The organism is Sphingobium sp. (genome assembly GCF_049304695.1).
In the GTDB taxonomy this organism is placed as follows: Bacteria; Pseudomonadota; Alphaproteobacteria; order Sphingomonadales; family Sphingomonadaceae; genus Sphingobium.
Genome location: NZ_JBAQOK010000032.1, coordinates 71,476 through 92,267, shown reverse-complemented (window position 1 = coordinate 92,267; position 20,792 = coordinate 71,476). Strand labels below are relative to the sequence as shown.

24 protein-coding genes are annotated in these 20,792 nt (G+C 62.0%); 12 read left to right on the top strand and 12 right to left on the bottom strand.

From position 1 onward, the window contains the following. Nucleotide 1: 1 nt before the first annotated feature. The 9 genes from WA070_RS04780 to coxB all read right to left on the bottom strand — a co-directional run bounded on the left by WA070_RS04780 (nt 2) and on the right by coxB (nt 8,476). A complete protein-coding gene (locus WA070_RS04780) occupies nt 2-871 on the bottom strand; it encodes a class I SAM-dependent methyltransferase (protein WP_422633008.1) in 870 nt (289 codons plus the stop codon). A gap of 84 nt (nt 872-955) precedes the next feature. Continuing rightward, the gene (gene thrC / locus WA070_RS04775) at nt 956-2,356 is read right to left on the bottom strand and encodes a threonine synthase (RefSeq protein ID WP_422633007.1); all 1,401 of its coding nucleotides are present in this window, start codon (nt 2,354-2,356) and stop codon (nt 956-958) included. A 55-nt stretch (nt 2,357-2,411) separates the two neighbouring features. Further along, nucleotides 2,412-3,077, bottom strand: coding sequence for an SURF1 family protein (locus WA070_RS04770; RefSeq protein WP_422633006.1), 666 nt, complete (start codon nt 3,075-3,077; stop codon nt 2,412-2,414). An 84-nt stretch (nt 3,078-3,161) separates the two neighbouring features. Continuing rightward, complete coding sequence (locus WA070_RS04765) at nt 3,162-3,989, bottom strand: cytochrome c oxidase subunit 3 (protein ID WP_422633005.1); 828 nt, start codon at nt 3,987-3,989, stop codon at nt 3,162-3,164. 36 nt (nt 3,990-4,025) lie between these two features. Beyond that, the gene (locus tag WA070_RS04760; RefSeq protein WP_422633004.1) at nt 4,026-4,601 is read right to left on the bottom strand and encodes a cytochrome c oxidase assembly protein; all 576 of its coding nucleotides are present in this window, start codon (nt 4,599-4,601) and stop codon (nt 4,026-4,028) included. Beyond that, nucleotides 4,601-4,738, bottom strand: coding sequence for a hypothetical protein (locus WA070_RS04755; protein WP_422633003.1), 138 nt, complete (start codon nt 4,736-4,738; stop codon nt 4,601-4,603). The genes WA070_RS04760 and WA070_RS04755 overlap by 1 nt, the downstream gene beginning before the upstream one ends. Then, the gene (locus tag WA070_RS04750) at nt 4,735-5,631 is read right to left on the bottom strand and encodes a heme o synthase (protein ID WP_422633002.1); all 897 of its coding nucleotides are present in this window, start codon (nt 5,629-5,631) and stop codon (nt 4,735-4,737) included. Before WA070_RS04750 ends, WA070_RS04755 begins: the two co-directional genes overlap by 4 nt. Before the next feature lie 115 nt (nt 5,632-5,746). Next, nucleotides 5,747-7,441 (bottom strand): cytochrome c oxidase subunit I, encoded by a 1,695-nt coding sequence (ctaD, locus tag WA070_RS04745; protein WP_422633001.1) that lies wholly within the window; start codon nt 7,439-7,441, stop codon nt 5,747-5,749. A gap of 18 nt (nt 7,442-7,459) precedes the next feature. Then, complete coding sequence (coxB, locus tag WA070_RS04740) at nt 7,460-8,476, bottom strand: cytochrome c oxidase subunit II (protein WP_422633000.1); 1,017 nt, start codon at nt 8,474-8,476, stop codon at nt 7,460-7,462. A 261-nt stretch (nt 8,477-8,737) separates the two neighbouring features. On the opposite strand from coxB, the gene pyrE reads away from it, so the two are divergent. The 5 genes from pyrE (at nt 8,738) to WA070_RS04715 (ending at nt 12,646) form a co-directional block, all read left to right on the top strand. Further along, on the top strand, nt 8,738-9,316 hold the full coding sequence (pyrE, locus tag WA070_RS04735; RefSeq protein ID WP_422632999.1) for an orotate phosphoribosyltransferase: 579 nt from the start codon (nt 8,738-8,740) through the stop codon (nt 9,314-9,316). 4 nt (nt 9,317-9,320) lie between these two features. Beyond that, nucleotides 9,321-10,058 (top strand): pyridoxine 5'-phosphate synthase, encoded by a 738-nt coding sequence (locus WA070_RS04730; RefSeq protein WP_422632998.1) that lies wholly within the window; start codon nt 9,321-9,323, stop codon nt 10,056-10,058. A 142-nt stretch (nt 10,059-10,200) separates the two neighbouring features. Further along, entirely contained in the window at nt 10,201-10,602 is a 402-nt protein-coding gene (gene acpS, locus WA070_RS04725; protein WP_422632997.1) for a holo-ACP synthase, read from the top strand. A 38-nt stretch (nt 10,603-10,640) separates the two neighbouring features. Then, the gene (gene lepB / locus WA070_RS04720; protein WP_422632996.1) at nt 10,641-11,528 is read left to right on the top strand and encodes a signal peptidase I; all 888 of its coding nucleotides are present in this window, start codon (nt 10,641-10,643) and stop codon (nt 11,526-11,528) included. Nucleotides 11,529-11,602: 74 nt separating this feature from the next. Continuing rightward, nucleotides 11,603-12,646, top strand: coding sequence for an AI-2E family transporter (locus tag WA070_RS04715; protein ID WP_422633065.1), 1,044 nt, complete (start codon nt 11,603-11,605; stop codon nt 12,644-12,646). Between the two features lie 55 nt (nt 12,647-12,701). Here WA070_RS04715 and WA070_RS04710 read toward each other — a convergent pair whose 3' ends face one another. Both WA070_RS04710 and rpsU read right to left on the bottom strand, forming a co-directional pair. Beyond that, nucleotides 12,702-13,289, bottom strand: coding sequence for an FKBP-type peptidyl-prolyl cis-trans isomerase (locus tag WA070_RS04710; RefSeq protein WP_422632995.1), 588 nt, complete (start codon nt 13,287-13,289; stop codon nt 12,702-12,704). A gap of 73 nt (nt 13,290-13,362) precedes the next feature. Continuing rightward, nucleotides 13,363-13,569, bottom strand: coding sequence for a 30S ribosomal protein S21 (gene rpsU / locus WA070_RS04705; RefSeq protein ID WP_006957190.1), 207 nt, complete (start codon nt 13,567-13,569; stop codon nt 13,363-13,365). 225 nt (nt 13,570-13,794) lie between these two features. Between rpsU and WA070_RS04700 the strand changes: the two genes are divergently transcribed. The 5 genes from WA070_RS04700 to WA070_RS04680 all read left to right on the top strand — a co-directional run bounded on the left by WA070_RS04700 (nt 13,795) and on the right by WA070_RS04680 (nt 18,326). Further along, entirely contained in the window at nt 13,795-14,553 is a 759-nt protein-coding gene (locus WA070_RS04700) for a class II aldolase/adducin family protein (RefSeq protein ID WP_422632994.1), read from the top strand. Between the two features lie 147 nt (nt 14,554-14,700). Then, a complete protein-coding gene (locus WA070_RS04695) occupies nt 14,701-15,945 on the top strand; it encodes a putative DNA modification/repair radical SAM protein (protein ID WP_422632993.1) in 1,245 nt (414 codons plus the stop codon). Between the two features lie 86 nt (nt 15,946-16,031). Beyond that, the gene (locus WA070_RS04690; RefSeq protein ID WP_422632992.1) at nt 16,032-16,385 is read left to right on the top strand and encodes a hypothetical protein; all 354 of its coding nucleotides are present in this window, start codon (nt 16,032-16,034) and stop codon (nt 16,383-16,385) included. 60 nt (nt 16,386-16,445) lie between these two features. Beyond that, on the top strand, nt 16,446-16,907 hold the full coding sequence (locus WA070_RS04685) for a hemerythrin domain-containing protein (RefSeq protein ID WP_422632991.1): 462 nt from the start codon (nt 16,446-16,448) through the stop codon (nt 16,905-16,907). A 9-nt stretch (nt 16,908-16,916) separates the two neighbouring features. After that, on the top strand, nt 16,917-18,326 hold the full coding sequence (locus tag WA070_RS04680; RefSeq protein WP_422632990.1) for a UdgX family uracil-DNA binding protein: 1,410 nt from the start codon (nt 16,917-16,919) through the stop codon (nt 18,324-18,326). Nucleotides 18,327-18,437: 111 nt separating this feature from the next. Here WA070_RS04680 and WA070_RS04675 read toward each other — a convergent pair whose 3' ends face one another. Further along, complete coding sequence (locus WA070_RS04675; protein WP_422632989.1) at nt 18,438-18,989, bottom strand: outer membrane protein; 552 nt, start codon at nt 18,987-18,989, stop codon at nt 18,438-18,440. 315 nt (nt 18,990-19,304) lie between these two features. Here WA070_RS04675 and WA070_RS04670 point away from each other — a divergent pair, with 315 nt between their 5' ends. Next, entirely contained in the window at nt 19,305-20,018 is a 714-nt protein-coding gene (locus tag WA070_RS04670) for a peptidase (protein ID WP_422632988.1), read from the top strand. Continuing rightward, nucleotides 20,018-20,722: a hypothetical protein gene (locus tag WA070_RS04665; RefSeq protein ID WP_422632987.1), complete on the top strand. Its 705-nt coding sequence runs from the start codon at nt 20,018-20,020 to the stop codon at nt 20,720-20,722. Before WA070_RS04670 ends, WA070_RS04665 begins: the two co-directional genes overlap by 1 nt. Nucleotides 20,723-20,792: the final 70 nt, after the last annotated feature.

The following is a 20,792-nucleotide window of genomic DNA, read 5'->3' as shown; positions in this document are numbered from 1 at the left end:
TTTACCGCTTCCACCGCGCCCAAATGGCGGTGGGCAGCAGGAGCCCTCTCGCTTCCTCCCGCACCGTCAGTTCACCGACTTCCACTTCGCCGGGCAGGTCGGCGAAGGCCTGGCGCAGCAGTTCACCGATCGCCAGCGCCGACATGCGTACAGCATAGACGGTCAGGAACAGAAAACGGCTTTCGGCATCAAGCAACTGGCGGCAATCGGCGATCAGGGCGGGCAGGTCTTCCTCCAGCCGCCACACTTCGCCATCGGGTCCACGGCCATATTTGGGCGGGTCGAGCAATATGCCATCATAGCGCCGACCACGCCGCACTTCGCGCGCGACGAACTTGGCCGCGTCTTCCACGATCCAGCGAACTGGGTTGTCCCCCATGCCGGACAGTGCGGCGTTGGCGCGGGCTTGGGCCACAGATTTCTTTGACGCATCGACATGCACCATGCGTGCGCCGCTGGCCGACATGGCAAGCGTACCGACGCCGGTGTAGCCAAACAGGTTCATGACTTCGGCCTCGGCCTTGTCCGCTGTGCGTTCCCGCATCCAGTCCCACACGGGGGCCATGTCGGGGAAGAAGCCCAGATGGCGAAAGGGCGTGCAACTGGACTGAAACGTTACTTCATTCCATGCAAGCGGCCAGCCATCGGCAGGAACCGGCTTGTCGTAGAACCAGCGGCCGCCGCCCTCTTCGTCCGAACCGGGCACAAATTCGCCGTCCGCTTTCCAGTCGTCGGTCGCGGGCGCCCACATCGCTTGTGGTTCGGGGCGAATGAAGCGGTAGCGGCCATAGCGTTCCAGCTTACGGCCATGGCCTGAATCGATCAGGCCATAATCGGCCCAGGGTTCACCAATGAGGGTTTTCAGGTTCACAACAGGCCTCCGTTCGTTTCGAGCGTGTCGAGGAACGCTGCGCATCCGGTTCTCGACTTTGCTCGAACCGAACGGATGGAAAGTTCAGGCGCGCGGCGTCGCGCGCTCCGCGACATAGGCCGTCACTGCCTCAAATGTGCCGGGCAGTTTGACGTAATTTTCTTCGCGCGAAAACAGGTCGCCCACGCGCGCGGGTAGCGGCGGCCGGGTGCCGGTCGCTCGTTCCACAGCGTCGCGGAACTTGGCCGCATGGGCGGTCGCCAGCGTGACGACCGGGATCGACGGATCGAGATCGACCTCCCGCGCCGCCGCCAGGCCGATGGCGCTATGCGGATCGATGATCTGCCCCGCGCCATCATAGGCCCAACGCATTGCCATGGTCATGCCATCGGGGTCGATCCGAGCGGAGGTGAAGAGATGCGCCGCGCCTTCCCGCTGAGCATTGGTCAGGCGCATGGAGCGCGCGGATTCGAACCCGTGCATCTGGGTATTGAGCGCCATGCCGTCGCGGCCACCGGCATCGAACAGCAGCCGTTCGAAATTGGAACTGACCTGAATGTCCATGCTGGGCGTCGCGGTCGGCACCACCTGACCCTGGCTGTAATCGCCATCGGACAGCGCGCGATGCAATATGTCATTGACGTTGGTCGCGACGATCAGCTTGGCGACCGGCAGGCCCATCTTCGCAGCGACATAGCCCGCGAAGACATCGCCGAAATTGCCGGTGGGGACGGAGAAGGCGACGGGGCGTTCCGGCGCACCCAGACGGACGGCCGCGTAGAAATAATAGACCACCTGCGCCATCAGCCGCGCCCAGTTGATCGAGTTGACGGCAGACAGGTTAAACCGACGGGAAAAATCCGCGTCTTTGAACATACGCTTCACCATCGCCTGCGCGTCGTCGAAGCTGCCGTCGATGGCGATATTATGGACGTTGGGGGCCAGCACCGTCGTCATCTGCCGCCGTTGGACATCCGACACCCGTCCTTCGGGGTGGAGCATGAAGATGTCGATCTTCTCACGCCCTGCGACCGCGTCGATCGCCGCTGATCCGGTATCACCCGAGGTTGCACCGACGATGGTGAGATGATCATCACGGCGCGACAGGAAACGCTCAAACAACTGGCCGAGCAGTTGGAGCGCGACATCCTTGAACGCCAGGGTCGGGCCGTGGAACAGTTCAAGCAACCAGTGCTGATGATCCAGTTGCACCAGCGGTGTCACGGCCTGATGGCTGAAACGGCCATAGGCGGCGGTGCAAAGCTCCCGCAATTCTTCCTGTGTCAGCGAACCGGCGACAAACGGCGTCATGACCTGAACCGCCGTTTCGACATAGGATAGACCGGCAAGGTTGCGGATCTGTTCGGTCGAAAAGGCCGGCCAACTGGTCGGCACGTACAACCCGCCATCGGATGCCAGCCCTGCCAGCGTCACATCCTCAAAACCGAGCGACGGCGCGCTCCCCCTGGTGCTTTGATATTGCATAATGGGAATGCGCGGTAGCGACCCATGCGTCATGGGGCAAGCGTTTACCGGGATGTCAGGGCGAGGGAGGCTGGTTCCTGCGGCGTAACGCCAGGATATAGATGATGATGGCGATCCCGGCGAAGAAGAACCATTGCACCGCGTAGGCGAGATGATTGTTGGGCACGTCGGCGGCGCTGGGCGGAGCGCTGGGTTTCAGGCCAGCAGGCGCGCTGCGGGCGATCAACATCGGCCGCAGCGGCGGGGCCTTCCCACCGATTCGCATGATGAGCGCGCGGTGGTCCGGTTCTTCGCTAATCCACCCGGCGATCTGGCCGCCGGTCCAATTGGGCCTGGCATCAGGCCGATCCGTCACACCAATCGCAACCAGCGCGCCCGGTCCTTCCGCACCGGTCGCACATTGGGCGATATGGCGATAGCCAGTGCTGCCGTCGGCGGCGCGGCCTGCTTCCACCTGCCAGCCAACGACGCGCAGGCAGTGCAGCGAGGACGGGCGGAACAACAGGTCGGGCGCGACGGGCGGGAGTTTAGGGAAGGCTACGGCGGGCTTGCCTGGATTGCTGGCGGCCAATTCAAGCGCATGCGCCTTCTCCGTCCGGCGCTGCAACTGCCAGACGCCAAGGGCCATCATGACGATCGCAGCGACCGCGACCAGCAATGTCGGCAATATGGGGATGCGCCTGGAAGCCGGAGCTGCGACGGGATCGGGGGGTAAGGTCATCGCCAGTCTCCATAGCGGGGGACGGTACAAAAGAACACGGCCGGAGCGATGCCCCGGCCGTCGATCTTTTTCCATGAAGCGGGATCAGCCGTGGACTGGCGCGCCCCAGCCACCCCAAACATAGATGGCAACGAACAGGAACAGCCACACCACATCGACGAAATGCCAGTACCAGGCAGCGGCTTCGAAGCCGAAATGCTGGCGCGGGGTAAAGTGCCCCTTATAGGCGCGGATCAGGTTCACGGTCAGGAAGATCGTGCCGACCAGAACGTGGAAGCCGTGAAAGCCAGTCGCCATGTAAAAGGCCGAGCTGTAAGGCGTGCCGCCGAACGGGAACGGCGCGTGGGCATATTCATAGGCCTGTACGCACGAGAAGATCGCGCCCAGAATGATGGTACACCACAACCCCTTGATCATGCCATCACGATCGCCGTGGATCAGCGCATGGTGCGACCAGGTGATGGTGGTGCCCGAGCATAGCAGGATCAGCGTATTGAGCAGCGGCAGCTCGAACGCGTTCATCACATGGATGTCCTTGGACGGGAACAGACCATCGATGGGCGGCAGCGCGCTGGGGAACAGCGAGAAGTCAAAGAAGGCCCAGAACCAGCCGACGAAGAACATCACTTCCGACGCGATGAACAGGATCATGCCGTAGCGCAGATGCAACTGCACCACTGGCGTATGATCGCCCGCATGCGCTTCGGCGACGACATGGGCCCACCAGCTGTAGAAGGTGAACAGCACGCCAGCGAGACCGAGCAGGAATACCCAGCCGCCGCCCGCAGGCAATGCGTCGGGGTGCATCCACATGATCCCGCCGAACGCCATGATCAGCACGGACATCGCGCCGAACAACGGCCAGATGCTGGGCGGGAGAATATGATAATCGTGGTTCTTGGCGCCTGCCATGCCTGCTCTTCCCTGTTCGCGTTATCGTTGGTTGCCTTAGCTTGCCTTCTTGTCCGGCTCAACCGGGTAGAATGTATAGCTGAGGGTTATCTGTTGCGTGTCCTTGTTATCGGGATCGTCGAGGATTTTTGGATCGACAAAATAGAGGACGGGCATCCGCACCTCCTGTCCCGGTTGCAAGGTTTGCTGCGTGAAGCAGAAACACTGGATCTTGGTGAAATAAGCGCCCGCCTGCGTCGGCGTGACGTTGAAACTGGCCGTCCCGGTCACAGGCTTGTCGGACATGTTCTTTGCAATGAAGATCGCCATGTCCTTACGCCCGATCGTCACCGTGTCAGTGCGATGTTCGGGGTAGAATTGCCATGGCATGCCCGGCTGCACGTTCGAATCGAAACGGATCGAAAGTGTATGGCCTGTGGCTTCGCGCACCTGCACGTCGGCGGCGGCGCGCTTGGTCGTGCCGCCAAAGCCGGTCTGTTCGCAGAATATGCGGTAAAGCGGGACTGATGCGAAGCCGAGCGCGAGCATCGACAGGCCAACGCCCGACATCGCGACGAGCGTACGGCGGTTACGCCGGTCCCGGTCGAACGGGGATGGCGGCAGCGCGGCCATCAGATTGCATGGCTCCCACCGATTTTCGCCATGGCGATGGCAAAAAACAGGATGACCAGAAAACCGAGCAACAGCCCGGTGATGAGCGAGCGCGATTTTTGCCGCGCGCGAATCTGCTGTTCTTCTTCCGGGGTCATGCCAAAATCCAGCGATCGACGACGACCGCACCAAAGAGGAGAAACAGATAGAAGATCGAATATTTGAACAGCCGCCGCTCCGGTGCCATCCGCGCAGGATCGGCTTCGCGGCGACGATAGACCTGAAAGGAGAAGAAGGCGAACAACGCAGTACCCAGCAACGCGACCGTGCCATACACCAGCCCGGTCAGGCCGAGCAGCACAGGCGCCATGGCCGCGACGGCCATAATGGCGGTATAGAGCCAGATCTGGCGGCGCGTGACGACTTCGCCCGACACCACTGGCAGCATCGGAATGCCAGCCGCCGCGTAATCGGTTTTCACGAACAAAGCGAGCGCCCAGAAATGCGGCGGCGTCCAAAAGAAGATCAGCATGAACAGCGCGATCGGCAAGGCCGTGATGTCCCCTGTCACCGCCACCCAGCCGATGACCGGGGGGAAAGCGCCCGCCGCGCCACCGATGACAATATTCTGCGCCGTGCGCGGCTTCAGCCAGATTGTATAGACAAAAACGTAGAACAGGATCGATACGGCCAGAACGACAGCGGCGAGCCAGTTGGTCGCCATGCCGATCAGGATGACCGAGAAGAAGGAAAGTCCTACGCCGAAATGGAGCGCCGATTGCCGATCCATCCGACCCGCAGGCAGCGGCCGGTTGGCGGTGCGCTTCATCTTGGCATCAATGTCCGCCTCATACCATTGGTTGAGGCTGGCCGCAGCCCCCGCACCCAGTGCGATGCACAGGATGGCGGTGAAGGCGAGTACCGGATGGATGTGGCCCGGTGCTGCCAGCAGCCCGCACAGGCCAGTGAACACGACCAGCGTCATCACGCGCGGCTTCGTCAGCGCGAGGAAGTCGCGCCAATGGGCCGTAATAGGGGCGGATGTCATCATCGCGGTCGTCATATCTGTCCTGGCTCTATTTAGCGAGAGCTGTCGCTGGAGCCTATAGCATGAGGGGGGCGGGCGCATGTCACCCGCCCCCCGATCATGTCAGTCCGTCACTGGATCAATGATGCGCCGCATCGTCGATAACTGGCAGGGTTTCGAACTGGTGGAAGGGCGGCGGGCTGGACAGCGTCCATTCCAGCGTCGTTGCGCCTTCACCCCAGGGGTTACCCGCAGCCTTCTTGCCAGCCGCAAGCGACCAGATGATGTTGATGAAGAAGATCACCATGCCGACGGCCATGATTTCATAACCATGTGTAGCCACGCTGTTCCACTTTTCAAACGCAGCCGGATAGTCGGGATAACGACGTGGCATGCCCGACAGGCCCAGGAAATGCATCGGGAAGAACAATAGGTTCACGCCGATGAAGAATACCCAGAAGTGAAGCTGGCCGAGAAACTCATTGTACATCCGGCCCGACATTTTCGGGAACCAGTAGTAGAAGCCAGCGAAGAGCGAGAAGACTGCACCCAACGAGAGAACGTAGTGGAAATGCGCGACCACATAATAGGTGTCGTGCAGCACGTCATCGACGCCGCCGTTCGCCAGCACGACGCCGGTGACGCCGCCCACGGTGAACAGGAAGATGAAGCCCAGCGCCCAGACCATCGGGGTCTTGAAACTGATCGAACCACCCCAGATCGTCGCGATCCATGAGAAGATCTTGATGCCCGTGGGCACGGCGATGACCATCGTCGCGGCGGTGAAGTACATCTTCACATTCACCGACATGCCGGTGGTGAACATGTGGTGCGCCCACACGACGAAGCCGACCACGCCTATCGCGACCATGGCATAAGCCATGCCCAGATAGCCGAACACGGGCTTTTTCGAGAAGGTCGAGATGATCTGGCTGACGATACCGAAACCGGGCAGGATCATGATGTAGACTTCGGGGTGGCCGAAAAACCAGAAAAGATGCTGGTAGAGTTCGGGATCGCCGCCACCGGCCGCATCGTAGAAGGTCGTGCCGAAATTACGATCGGTCAGCAGCATGGTGATCGCAGCAGCCAGAACCGGCAGTGCAAGCAGCAGAAGGAAGGCAGTGACCAGCACCGACCAGACGAACAGCGGCATTTTGTGCAGGGTCATGCCCGGCGCACGCATGTTGAGAATGGTGGTGATGAAGTTGACCGCACCCAGGATCGATCCAGCACCCGCGATATGCAGCGACAGGATCGCCATATCGACCGCAGGACCAGCCGAACCGCTGGTCGACAGCGGAGCATAGACGGTCCAGCCGGTGCCCGCGCCATAGCCGGTGCCGCCCGGCACGAAGGCCGAGCCAAGCAGCAGCAGGAAAGCGGGGATGAGCAGCCAGAAGCTGACGTTGTTCATCCGGGGGAAGGCCATGTCCGGCGCACCGATCATGATCGGCACGAACCAGTTGCCAAAGCCGCCGATGATTGCAGGCATCACCATGAAGAACACCATGATGAGGCCGTGTGCCGTAATCAGCGCGTTCCACAGATGATAGGCCTGGTCCAGCGAAGCGGGTTCAGCACCCAGCAGCGAATGCTGGATATTCGCCCAGCCTTGCAGATACTGAATGCCCGGATGCGCGAGTTCGGCGCGCATCAGGCCGGAAATCGCGCCACCCACGACACCCGCGAAGATCGCGAAAATCAGGTAGAGGGTGCCGATGTCCTTATGATTGGTGGACATGAACCAGCGCTGGAAGAAGGCTGGCTTATGGTCGGCGTCATGATGCTCGTGAGCATGATCGCCGTATTGATCTGCGGTAATGGTGGTCATGGCGTATCTGCCCCTACATCAAAGCTTGGCGTCGGCGGCGGGCGTAGCGGGCACAGCCGCCTGAGCCGTCACAGGCGCGGCTGCGCCGGGAAGCTTGCCGCCCTGTGACAGCACCCACTGATTAAACTGCGCAGGCGGCAACGCCTCGATCGCGATCGGCATGAAGCCGTGGCGCGCGCCACACAATTCCGAACACTGGCCGTAATAGACGCCCGGCTTTTCGATCGTGAAGCTCTTTTCATTGAGGCGGCCCGGCACTGCATCCATCTTCACCCAGAGCGACGGCACGGCAAAGCTGTGGATCACGTCGGCGCCAGTGATGATCAGCTTGATCGGACGACCGACAGGCAGGACCAGACGGTTGTCCGGCGCGAGCAGATAAGGCTCGCCATTGGCCTTCGCCTTGTCTTCGGTCAGCATGTTGGACACGAATTCGGGGATGCCCGCATCGGGATATTCATAGCCCCAGTACCATTGATAGCCTGTGACCTTGACGGTCAGCGCATCCTTGGGCGCTGGCTTATACTGGTCGGCGAGCAAGCCGATGGATGGCACCGCGACGATCAGCAGGATGATGACTGGCGCGACAGTCCAGATCACTTCGATCAGGGTGTTGTGCGATGTCTTAGACGGCACGGGGTTGGCCGACGCGCGGAATTTCCACATCGCGTAGAGCATCAGCGCCAGCACGAGGATGGAAATTGCGAAGATCAGCGGAATCAGCATCTTGTCATGCAACCAGCGCGCCGTGTGACCGGTCGATGTGAACTGCTCCTGCAGGGTATATTCGCCCGGCTTTGGCATGCCGATACCTTCGGTCGGCTTCATGCGTGGCGGCGCGGCGACCGTGGCGACCGGCGCTGCCTGTGCGGCTGGCACAGCAGCGTTGGCAGCCGAATCAGCTGGCACGGCAGCATTCTCCGCAACCGGCGCGGCGGCGGCGACATTGTCCTGCGCCAGCGCCTGACCGTTCATCGCAATGGCTGGCGCGAAAGCCAGCAACCCAGCGAGAACGAGCGATTTCACCTGTTTCATAAGCGTCTTCTTACCCCGTAACCCCTTGGCGCCGCTGCAACGAAGACGCGCGTATGCACGCCATCCTCGCCCGGTCGGTTCTGCCGCGGCTTATAGGCATGGTTTTTGCCTGCCTCAAGCGCTCAGGAGCAGATTTTCTTCGCTGTTGCAACGATCCCGTCCCCCGCCTATTTCGCAGCTACGCGCGCAGGGGCGCGAAGATGACAGGGTGCGGCGTGTCGAAAGGTGCGCCAACACCCGCTACAGGATATGTGAAACGGCATGAACGACGAGGAAGTATTGGCGGAATTCCGGGCGGCAGGGGCGCTGCTCGAAGGACATTTCATTCTGTCGTCGGGCCGTCGCAGCGCCAACTATCTGCAATGCGCACGGGTTTTGATGAACGCGGATCGCGCCGGCAAGCTGGCTCGCGCCATAGTGCAGAAATTGCCCCGCGAGTTGCGGCAGGAGATCGATCTGGTCGTGTCGCCCGCCATGGGTGGCCTGATCATCGGCCATGAGGTCGGCCGTGCGCTCGACAAGGACGCCGTTTTTCTGGAGCGCCCCGAAGGCACGTTCGAACTGCGTCGTGGGTTCGCCATTACGCCGGGTCAGAAAGTGCTGATGGTCGAAGACGTCGTGACCACCGGCCTGTCTTCGCGGCAAGCGATCGCGGCAGTCGAAGCGGAAGGCGGCATCGTCATCGCCGAAGCGGCTTTGGTGGACCGATCAGCGGGCGAGGTAGATCTGGGCGTTCCCTTCTACCCGCTCGTCTCGATCAATTTCCCGGTCTATGAAGCCGATGCCTTACCGCCCGAGCTGGCGGCGATTCCGGCGATCAAGCCGGGCAGCCGGAAGTAGCCCTATGAACCATGCAGCCACCCCGTTGCGCCTGGGCGTCAATATCGACCATGTAGCCACCATCCGCAACGCACGGGGCGGCGAGCATCCCGACCCGGTGAAGGCAGCGCTGCTGGCTGCCAAGGCGGGGGCGGACGGCATCACTGCGCATCTGCGTGAGGACCGACGGCATATCCGCGATGAGGATATCGCCATGCTGATGGCGTCGCTCGACGTGCCGCTCAATCTGGAGATGGCGGCGACGACCGAAATGCTGGACATCGCGCTGCGTTATAAACCCCATGCCGCCTGCATCGTGCCGGAAAAGCGCGAGGAACGCACGACCGAAGGCGGGCTGGACGCGGCCGGACAATTTGAAATGCTGCGTCCGGTCGTTGCGGCGCTGGGCGAGGCAGGGATTCGCGTGAGTCTGTTCATCGAAGCGGATGCGGTACAGATCGACGCGGCGATCCGGCTGGGCGCGCCGGTGGTGGAATTTCACACCGGCGCTTATGCCCACCTGACCGGGGAGGCGCGCGCCACCGAACTGCGCAAGATCGCCGATGCCGTAGCGCTGGCCGCCAAGAACGGGATCGAACCCCATGCAGGCCATGGGCTGACCTTCGACAATGTCGGGCCGATCGCCGCGATCCCGCAGGTCGCCGAACTCAATATCGGGCATTTCCTGATCGGCGAGGCGATATTCGGCGGGCTGGAGGGCAGCATCCGCGAAATGCGGCGGCAGATGGATCTGGCGCGGTGAGTGCCAAATGTCATCCTCCCCTGACAGGGGAGGTGGCAGGGCGCAGCCCTGACGGAGGGGTATCGCCCTATCGATGGGGTGATACCCCTCCACCATTCGCTTCGCGAACGGTCCCCCTCCCCTTGCGGGGGAGGATTTTCCTTTGATCATCGGCCTTGGCTCCGACCTTTGCAATATCGAGCGGATTCAGAACTCGCTCGATCGCTTCGGCGCGCGCTTTGAAGTGCGGGTGTTCACCGACATCGAGCAGGCCAAGGCCAATCGCCGCCCCTTTACCAAGGCAGGCACGCTGGCCAAGCGGTTCGCCGCCAAGGAAGCCTTTTCCAAGGCCGTCGGCACCGGCTTCAAAGCGGGCGTGTTCATGAAGGACATCGGCGTCGTCAATGCCGCGTCTGGCGCACCCACGTTGGACCTTTCCGGCGGCGCGCTGGCCCGGCTGGAATCGATGGTGCCAGCCGGGCACAGACCGGTCATTCATCTGACGCTCACCGACGATCATCCATGGGCGCAGGCCTTTGTCATCATTGAGGCGCTACCGCTATGACCGCGCCCATCCCCCCTTCTTCGAGCGAGCATCCGCCCATGACGGCAGTCGACCTGACCCCGGACCAAGATGACACGCAGCCAACAGTGCCCGAAACGGCCGAGCCGCAATCCTGGGTCAATTGGTGGCATGAGCTGAAAAGCATCGCGCTACTGATCCTGGCGGTGCTGGCCTTCCATAGTTTTGTCGCCAAGCCTTTCTACATCCCGTCAGAATCGATGATGCCGGTGTTGCTGACCGGCGATCGGCTGGTGGTGAGCAAATTCCCCTATGGCTGGTCCTATGTCTCGCCCAGTTTCCACCCGCTGCCATTTCTGAAAGGGCGCGTGCTGGGGCGACTGCCGGAACGAGGCGACATCGTCATCGTCAGCCCCCAGAATCGGCGGGAGGATTATATCAAGCGGGTGATAGGCCTGCCCGGCGACATTATCGAAGTACGTGGCGGTCAGGTCGTCCTGAATGGCGTGGCGGTGCCGCAGAAGATGTTGAAGCCCCTGCGCATCCCGATCGATGGCAACGCACCCTGTTCGCCGCTGCAATTTCCCGGCGCGCTGGTTAGCGGCAGGGATGGCCGGGACTATTGCGAACTGCCGGTGCGGCAGGAAGTCCTGCCCAACGGCAAGACCTATGTCGTGATCGACATGGGGCCGAGCGCGCTGGATTGGTATGGTCCGGTGCGCGTACCCGAACATCATGTTTTCCTGATGGGCGACAATCGCGACAACAGCGCGGACAGCCGCGCGCCACTCGATGAAAACGGGCTGGGCGGCCCGGTGCCATGGGAAGCGATCGGCGGACGGGCCGAATTCATCACTTTCAGCCTGGATGGGGACGCGACATGGAATCCGCTGAGCTGGTTCCATGCGCTGCGCAGCGGGCGGGCGGGGAACAGCCTGCGTCCAGCGAGCGTTTCAGCGCCGCAATAAGATCGGCAACATAAGGGGCCAGGGTTTTGAGCGAAGCGACGCAAAGCCACGTCGAGGAACCTGGTCCCAGCGAGATGCGCAGCCCGCTGGTTCAGCAGGAATTGAAGCGCGCGGGCGTGTGGTTCGCACTCGCCGTGGCGTTGGGGCTGATCGTGCTGCTGGCACAGCCGATCCTCCTTATTCTTGGCGCTCTGGTGCTGGCCACGATGATGGATGGCGGCACGCGCCTGCTTGGCCGTGTCTTGCCGATCGGGCGGGGTTGGCGACTGACCATTGTGTTGCTGGGCATAGTCGCTTTCATTGCCTACACATTTTATCTGACTGGATCGAGCCTGGCAGCGCAGGCTCAGGCGATGCGCACGATCGTTGAAGCGCAGGTCGCACGCATCGGCGGATGGATGCAGCATCTGGGCATCACCACGACCCCCGATGATTTCAAGAGCCTGGCGTCGCAGGCGATGAGTTCGATGGGCCGGGTCACCGCAGCGGTCGGCACGGCGGTGGGCGTGATTACCAGCCTGGTGATGATGGTGGTGCTGGCGATTTTCCTGGCGGTCGAACCCAAGCTATATGAACGTGGCGTCGCGTGGATGCTGCCGATCGACAAGCGGGCGCATTTTTATGCCATCGCTGACAAGATGGGCTGGACGCTGCGCCGGTTGATGGCCGGACGGTTGATCGGCATGACGGTGGAGGGCGTGGGCGTTTGGCTGTTCCTGTGGATTGGCGGCGTGCCGATGGCGGGACTGCTGGGCATATTGACCGCACTGTTCGCTTTCCTGCCCAATATTGGCGCGATCATATCAGGCGTTCTCATCATCCTCGTCGGCTTTTCAGGCGGAACCCATACCGGCTTCTATGCCTTTGGCGTTTATATGGTGGTGCAGATCATCGATGGCTATCTGATCGTGCCGATGGTCGCGAAAAAGGCGACCGACCTTGCCCCGGCGCTGGTGCTGGGCGCGCAGATACTGCTCGGCGCGCTCTTCGGCATATTGGGACTGGCTTTGGCTGACCCGATCGTCGCGATGATCAAAGTCTATCTGGAGGAGCGGTCCAAGGGGCTGGAGACCCAGAATAAAGCGCGCATCGCCGAGCGGATGATTGGCGGCGCATAGCTCAAGAAAAAGGGGCCGACGAGCGGCCCCTTCTGATTCAGCGATATAGCAGCGATCAGTTACCCGGCACAGGCAAGGGCTGCGCTTCGGGCGCGCCGCCCGAACCGCCCTGCTGTTGCTGCATCATCTGCTGCATCTGCATGATTTCCGCGCGCGACTTGAAGTCGTGCAGTTCCACGTCGAACACCAGCACCGAACCGGCCGGGATCGGGCCAGCGGCCTGATCGCCATAGCCAAGCTGTGACGGAATCCACAGGCGATAGGAACCGCCCTTGCGCATCTGCTGCAAGCCTTCGGAGAAGCCGGGCACTACGCCATCGACAGGCATCGCTGCCTGTGGGTTCTGGTCGAACACGGTGCCGTCGAGCAGCGTGCCCTTATAACCCACCAGCGCCACGTCGGTGGTGGTCGGGCTGGGACCAGCGCCTTCCTTCAGCGTCTTGATCTGAAGCCCTGACGCTGTGGTGACAACGCCCTTGGCTCCGGCGTTGCGCGTCAGGAAAGCGGCTGGCGAAGGCGTTACGCCCTGTTGCCCCGCCCAGGCAAGACCGCCAGCCGCCAGCGCAACGGCAGCGACGCCGATCCAGAGGCGCGTCAAAGATCCCTTGGCGATGGAACGAAGGGGTACAGCCGTCGTGGACATGGCGACAAGTCTCGCAATTGTAGGGCGGGATAGCAGCAGGGAAGCGGGGCGGCGCGAACCGCCCCGACGGCGCTTACTTCGCGCCGTCGCGCTCGGCGCGCTTGCGGTCCATCTTGCGGGCGCGACGGACAGCGGCAGCCTTTTCACGGGCGCGCTTTTCCGACGGCTTTTCGTAGTGGCGACGCAGCTTCATTTCGCGATACACGCCTTCACGCTGCAACTTCTTCTTGAGCGCGCGGAGGGCCTGGTCGACATTATTGTCGCGAACGATGATCTGCATAAGTCCGTCAATCTCCAATCGAAAACGAGCGGTGCGCCGGGATTATACATCCGTCCCGACGGGCCGACCGAATAGCAAAGCCAGTGAGTCGTCGCAGGTCGCCCTACGCCGTGTGGGGCGCGCCCTACCAGCAGAGTCGCACCAGTTCAACCCTAAAGCCTGCATACTCGACAGGCGCGCTCGTGTGAACGATAGTCGCATCCACAATAAAAGAGAGGATCCGCCATGGCCAGCGCCGCGAAAAAGCCCGACCCGTCCCCCGCCGAATGGGAGGCGCGCCAGCAGCTTGCCGCCTGTTATCGCATCTTCGACCATATGGGCTGGTCGGAACTGATCTACAACCATATCACGCTGCGCGTGCCGGGCGAGGAGCATGCGTTTCTTATCAACCCGTTCGGGCTTGGCTATGACGAGGTAACGGCGTCGAACCTTGTCAAGATCGACATCGACGGACAGGTGCTTGACGGCAGTCCCTATCCGGTCAACCGGGCAGGCTTTACCCAGCATAGCGTTTTCCACCGCCACCTGCCCGACGCCCATTGCATCATTCATACCCATACCACCGCGGGCATGGCGGTCAGCGCGACGCGCGAAGGGCTGAGGCCGATCAGCTTCTACGCTGCGGCGTTCAGTGGGCGAATCGCCTATCACGGGTTTGAAGGGGTGACACTTCGGCCAGAGGAAGGCGAACGACTGATCGCCAATCTGGGCGACAGGCGGGTGATGATGCTGCGCAATCATGGGACGCTGGTGATGGGGGAGAGCCTGCCCGAGGCGTTCCTGAAACACTGGTCGCTGCAACGGGCGTGCGAGATTCAGGTGGCGGCAGGCGCGGCGGGAACGCCGGTGGATATTCCGGCCGAGGTGATCGCGGTGCATCAGCGCGATCTGGCGGGGATGCAGTTGCCGGTTGGTCCGGGCGTGCCGGATTTTCAGGCGATGGTGCGGATGATCGACCGCAAGGACACAAGTTGGCGCACCTGATTTCCAGAGTGAGACATAGGGTAGTTGCGCATTCCCACCTGTAAGGACAGCAGCAAAACCCATATCGTTACGGATTCGTATTAATTTTCGATGTGCGCCTGATCGATATCATAGACGCGGGGCCAAAAAGAACATAAATAGAACGACATGACCCAGATGACGACCCGGACGAAATTGGAAATATTGGCGGACGCGGCCAAATATGATGCGTCCTGCGCGTCGTCGGGCACGGCCAAGCGGGATTCGCGCGGCGGCAAGGGCGTGGGATCGACGGAGGGCATGGGCATTTGCCATGCCTATGCCCCCGACGGACGCTGTATCTCGCTGCTCAAGATTTTGCTGACCAACAGTTGCATTTTCGATTGCCATTACTGCATCAACCGCCGGTCGAGCGATGTGAAGCGGGCGCGCTTCACGGTGCAGGAAGTCGTGGACCTGACGCTTAATTTCTATCGGCGCAATTATATCGAGGGGCTGTTTCTGTCGTCGGGCATCATCCGGTCGTCCGACTATACGATGGAGCAGATGGTGTCGGTGGCCCGGACGCTGCGCGAGGATCATGATTTTCGCGGTTACATCCACCTGAAAACCATACCCGATGCCGACCCGGACCTGATGCGGCAGGCCGGACTGCACGCCGATCGACTGTCGATCAATGTCGAATTGCCGACCGAGGGCGGACTGAAAAAGCTGGCCCCCGAAAAGGATGGCGTACGGATCGAGGGCGCGATGGGGCAGATGAAAGCGGAGATGGACGATCATGGCGACGCGCGGAAGAAATATCGCCATGCGCCGCGCTTTGCCCCGGCAGGCCAGTCGACGCAGATGATCGTGGGCGCGGACGCAGCGGACGACCGGGCGATCATCACACGGGCAAGCAGCCTGTATGACCGGCACCGGCTGCGGCGCGTTTATTACAGCGCCTTTTCGCCGATCCCTTCGCCCAGCGCGGTGCTGCCGCTGCAACGTCCGCCGCTGATGCGGGAGCATCGACTGTACCAATCCGACTGGATGATGCGCTTTTATGGCTATGAAGCGGGTGAGATCGCCGCGGCGACCGATCCGGCGACGGGATGCCTGCCGCTCGACATCGACCCCAAGCTGGCATGGGCGCTCAGCCACCGGGGAACATTCCCCGTGGACGTCAATCGCGCGCCGCGTGAGATGCTGCTGCGCGTGCCGGGACTGGGGGTGAAGGCGGTGGAGCGCATCCTGACCAGCCGTCGCCATCGCCGGTTGCGGCTGGACGATGTCGCGCGGATGACGACGTCGATCAAAAAGCTGCGCCCATTCCTGATCGCGGCGGATTGGCGACCGTCGGGGCTGATCGACCGCATCGATTTACGCGCGCGAGTCGCACAACCGCGCGATCAGCTGGAATTGTTCACATAAACCCTGTTTATTCAGATTTTGCGGTTGATTGCCCGGCGCGTTCGTGAAAACGTGGCATTTCCAGTCATGCAAGGGATATTCGGATCTTGGCGACGATGTTCGACGATCGGGCGATGGGCCGCAACACTGGCTTTGCCAAGCGGGTGAGCAGCCATCTGGCGGCGGCGCTGGTCGTGTTCTGCCTGCTTCAGATTTTCATCGTGGCCAAGATGGGCGGATCGCTGGTCCTGCATCTGGGCATTATCGTGGCGATCGCCGGTTTCGCCATCGCCGCGCGCGGGCTGGAACGGCGCTGGCAGATGCTGGAACGCGGCGGCCTGTCACAATCGGGCCTGCGCGTGCGGTTCCGTCGCGACTTGCTGCAATTGTGGGGCGCGAGCATCCTGGGCGCTTTACTTTGGATTCCCGTCGCGATCATTTTTCGCACGTTGTTCGGCTAAACCCCAGGGAGCCAATCGCTCCGCCTGTCGTTATCCCCGCTCGCACGAGGAGACACGACCATGGCCGACGCCAGCATTTTCGACCGCCTGAAACAGGACCACGACACCCACCGCGAGCTGTTCAAAAAGATCGACGCGGCCAAGGATGACGATCAGCTGGAAAAGCTCGTCACGCAATTCAAGATCGAAGTGACGGCCCATGCTGCCGCCGAGGAAGAAACGCTCTACGCCACCATGCTGGCGAAGCCCGACCTGCGGGAAGATGCGCAGCATAGCGTGTCCGAACATAAGGAAATCGACGATTATTTCGAAGAACTGGATGAACTGAAGTTCAACGGCGAAGCGTGGCGGAAGAAATTCGCCGAGATGAAGAAGCGCTACCTCCACCACATCGACGAGGAGGAGGAAGAGATGTTCCCCGACGCGGCCGAGGAACTGACCGCCGAGGAAGAAAAGGCGCTGGGCAAACGCTTTGCCGAGCGCAAGCCCGACGAACTGGAACGGGCGAAAGCCGAGGACTAAGCCACGGTAATGCACCACATCGCGCTCGACGCCCCGGACGATTTCGAGGGCTGGCGCGATGTGGCGCGGCGGCTGGTGCTGGCAGATGTGCATCCGGCCGATGTGACATGGCAGGTGGGCGATGCGCCGGGCGATCTGTTTGCGTCCGATGCTTTACCCGTCATCGAAGCGCGTGGAGCGGTTTTTACCGTGCCGCGCGCCTTTGTCGATCTGGCGCAGAGCGCGATCCTGCATCGGGACAATGAGCGTTTTGCACTGCTTTACGCCCTGTTGTGCCGGGTGCGCGCACGGCCCGGCACGATGGAGGATAAGGCCGATCCGCTGCTGCGGCGTGTCGAGGCGCTGGCCAAGACGGTGCGCCGCGACATTCACAAGATGCGCGCCTTCGTGCGCTTTCGCGAAGTGGCGGAAGAAGGCGGCGCGCGCTTCGTCGCCTGGTTCGAGCCGGACCATCATATCGTGCGCGCCAATGCCGGTTTCTTTGCGCGGCGCTTTACCACGATGTGCTGGTCAATCCTGACGCCGGACGTCAGCATTCACTGGGACGGCGAGATCGTGCGCGAAGGGCCGGGTGCCACCCGTGCCGATGCGCCCGGCGACGACCCGGTCGAGGCATTGTGGAAAGGCTATTATGCCGCGATCTTCAATCCCGCGCGGCTGAAGACCGGGGCGATGCTGTCGGAAATGCCCCGGAAATATTGGCGCAACCTGCCCGAAGCAGCACTGATCCCCGACCTGATCGCAGGCGCGCAGCAGCGCGAGGCAGCGATGATCGCAACGGCTCCTCTGGCGGAAAAGCCCACTGGGCGGCAGGGCAATGCGGAGACTGTCTGGGCCGCGTTGCGGGGGGACGCGATGGGCTGCACACGCTGCGCCCTGCACGAAAATGCGACGCAGACGGTGTTTGGCGAAGGACCGCTGAACGCGCCGCTATTGTTCATCGGCGAACAGCCGGGCGATCAGGAGGATCTGGCCGGGCGGCCGTTTGTGGGACCAGCGGGGCAATTGTTCGATGCGGCATTGGCGGAGGCCGGGGTCGATCGGCGCCAGGCCTATGTCACCAATGCGGTCAAGCATTTCAAGTTCGAGCAACGCGGCAAGCGCCGCATTCACCAGACTCCGCAAGCGGGCGAGGTTCAGGCGTGCCGGTGGTGGCTGGCACAGGAGCTGGACATCATCCGCCCCCGCATTGTCGTGGCGCTGGGCGCGACGGCGGCGCGGGCGATGCTGGGCAAGGCGGTGGCGATCGGCAAGACGCGTGGCGCCGCGATACCCCTGGACAATGGCGCGGAGGGTTGGGTGACGGTGCATCCCAGCTATCTGCTGCGCCTGCCCGACGAAACCAGACAGGCAGAAGAGCGGGCACGCTTTGTTGCGGAGTTGCATATGGTGGAGGAGCGACTGGCGGCATTGGTATAATAGGCGAATATGGAACGACGGCAGTCCTCGCCGTTCCATACCCCAACCCGCTGATGCGGGATGACCGAGTTGGGATGGGCAGATCGCGTAGACCCACCCGCCCCTAATGCGTTAGAATTTTGCGACGACACCGGCCATTGGGCGGATCGAACGGAAATTGCCCATCGTGTCGGCCTGCACCCGCAGACGGATGTTGCTGCTCTGGGCCGAACCACCCATGTCAGCAGGCGAAAGCTCGACGCCTGCGCCATAGGTCGTGCCGTGATAATCGCGGCTGTCGGGACCAAGCGCGTCGAAATTAACCCATTTATAGCCGACCTTGCCAAAGATCATGCTGTCCTTGCCGGCCTTGACCCCGACGCGGCCAGCCGCGCCATATTCCCAATCGATGTCGCCAGACACACCCTTGGACGCAGAGCCTTCAACGCCGACGATCAAAGGACCGGCGACATTATAGTTCACGCCCGCGACGCCTTCGACCATGCGGCCCTTGTAGCCGACGGGTGGGATGCCCTCCTTGCCGGTTTCGCTGTCGAAATTATGTACGCCGCCCATGACGCCGACATAAGGCTCGATACGGCTCGTGGCGCCCGTGTCCTGCGCCAGAACGGCTGCAGGCAACAGGGACGCGGCAACGGCCGCCGTGAAAAGCAGTGTCTTCATGGATAAGACCCTTATTCTTCGTTGATATAAAATGAGCGGTTTGGAAACCGCCGGATCGAAGCGAGCGCTCAAAGCGCCTCGTATCGACGCTATGACAATGACCGGACCGTGCGTAAGGTTGCGCCGCTGGATCGTCAAAATCGGCAAACAGCCAGTTATGTGACGGGAAAAGCACGGTTTCTGTCAGTGGGATGAACGAAACTATGCGAAGCTGAACCTGCGATAAACGCTGGCGGGCGGACGATAATCCATTCACAACCAATTCAACCATCGCGCGTTACGCCTGACATCAGACGGATAAAAAGGAGATGTGCGATGACGGGCATCCGGAACAGAATGTTGGCCGCAATCGGCCTGGCAAGCGCCCTTGCATTGGGTGGTTGCGCCTATGACGATGGCTATGGTTATGGCGGCGTGAGCGTGGGCACCGGCTATTATGGCGGCGGTGGCTATTATGACGACGCCTATTATGGCGGCGGCGGCTACTATCCGTCGGGCGTCTATAATGGCTGGTACGACAATTATTATTATCCCGGCAGCGGATATTATGTCTACGATCGGGGCGGACGGCGTCAGCGCTGGAACGATGGCCAGCGTCGCTATTGGGAAGGCCGCCGGGCGGAACGGCGCGATGATGGCCGCCGCTGGAATGGCCAGCGGGACGGACGGCGCGATGGCCAGCAGCGCTGGGACGGGCAGCGTGGGCAGCGACCGGACGGTCAGGGCAATGGGCAGCAATGGCGTGGTCGTGACCGCGACGGGCAGCCTGGCAATGGCAACTGGACCAACCGTCCCCGCCCTCAGCAGGGCGTGGAAGGCAATCGCGGACGTGGAAACTGGCGTGGCAATGATGGCGTGCGCCCCACGCCGCAACCGGGTCTGCGTCAGCCGCAGGGGCAAGGGCAACCCGGCATGAACCAGCAACGGCCGCAACGGGACTGGGGCGCGCGATCGAACCCTGGTTCGCGGGCAGAGCGGCCCGTCCGGTCGCGGACTCCCGGCGCAAACCGTCAGGAACGTCCGAACTGATGCGGGGTAATTTCCAGGCACTTGCCTTCGTCCCCCTCCTGCTCATCGCCGCGTGCGACGGGCGGGAGGAGAGCGCCATCGACAATATCGCCAACGGCGCCAACGCCGTGCAGGTGGAAAATAACGTGCGGGCCGAAGCGATGGCGGTGATGGAGCCGCTCAAGCCCCCTGCCCCCGGCACGCCCGGCGGCCTGCCGGATGACCGTACGCCGCTTGTCGAAGGCGCGATCCAGCCGGATAGTGCGCAGGGCGCGGCACAGATCGTGCAGGGCTATTATGGCCTGCTGGAAGAGAAGCGCTTTGTCGAAGCGCAGGATTTGTGGAACCAGAGCAGCGCGATCGGATCGCAGGACGACGCGCATTTCGTTGCGCGGTTCCGGGGTTTTAGCGAAATCCACGCCAATGTGGGCGCGCCTTCCGAAGCTGAGGGCGCGGCAGGATCGCTCTATGTCACGGTGCCGGTGCAGATTTACGGCCGCATCGCAGCCAACAACAGGCCATGGTATGCGCTGCGTCAGGTGACGTTGCGCCGGGTCAATGATGTGCCGGGGTCCAGCGCGGAAGCGCGGCGGTGGCATATCGAATCGATCGGACCCTATGTGGTGCCTGTGGAAACCAGTACGGTAGGCAGCAATGAAACGATTGGCACCCTGTCCGCGACGGATGGGATGGCCACCGACGGCGGGAAAAGGAGCGGTCGGTGATTGGGTCGATGCACTAACCCAAACAATATCCACCTCTAGATCCTCCCCTGCAAGGGGAGGTGGCTGGCGT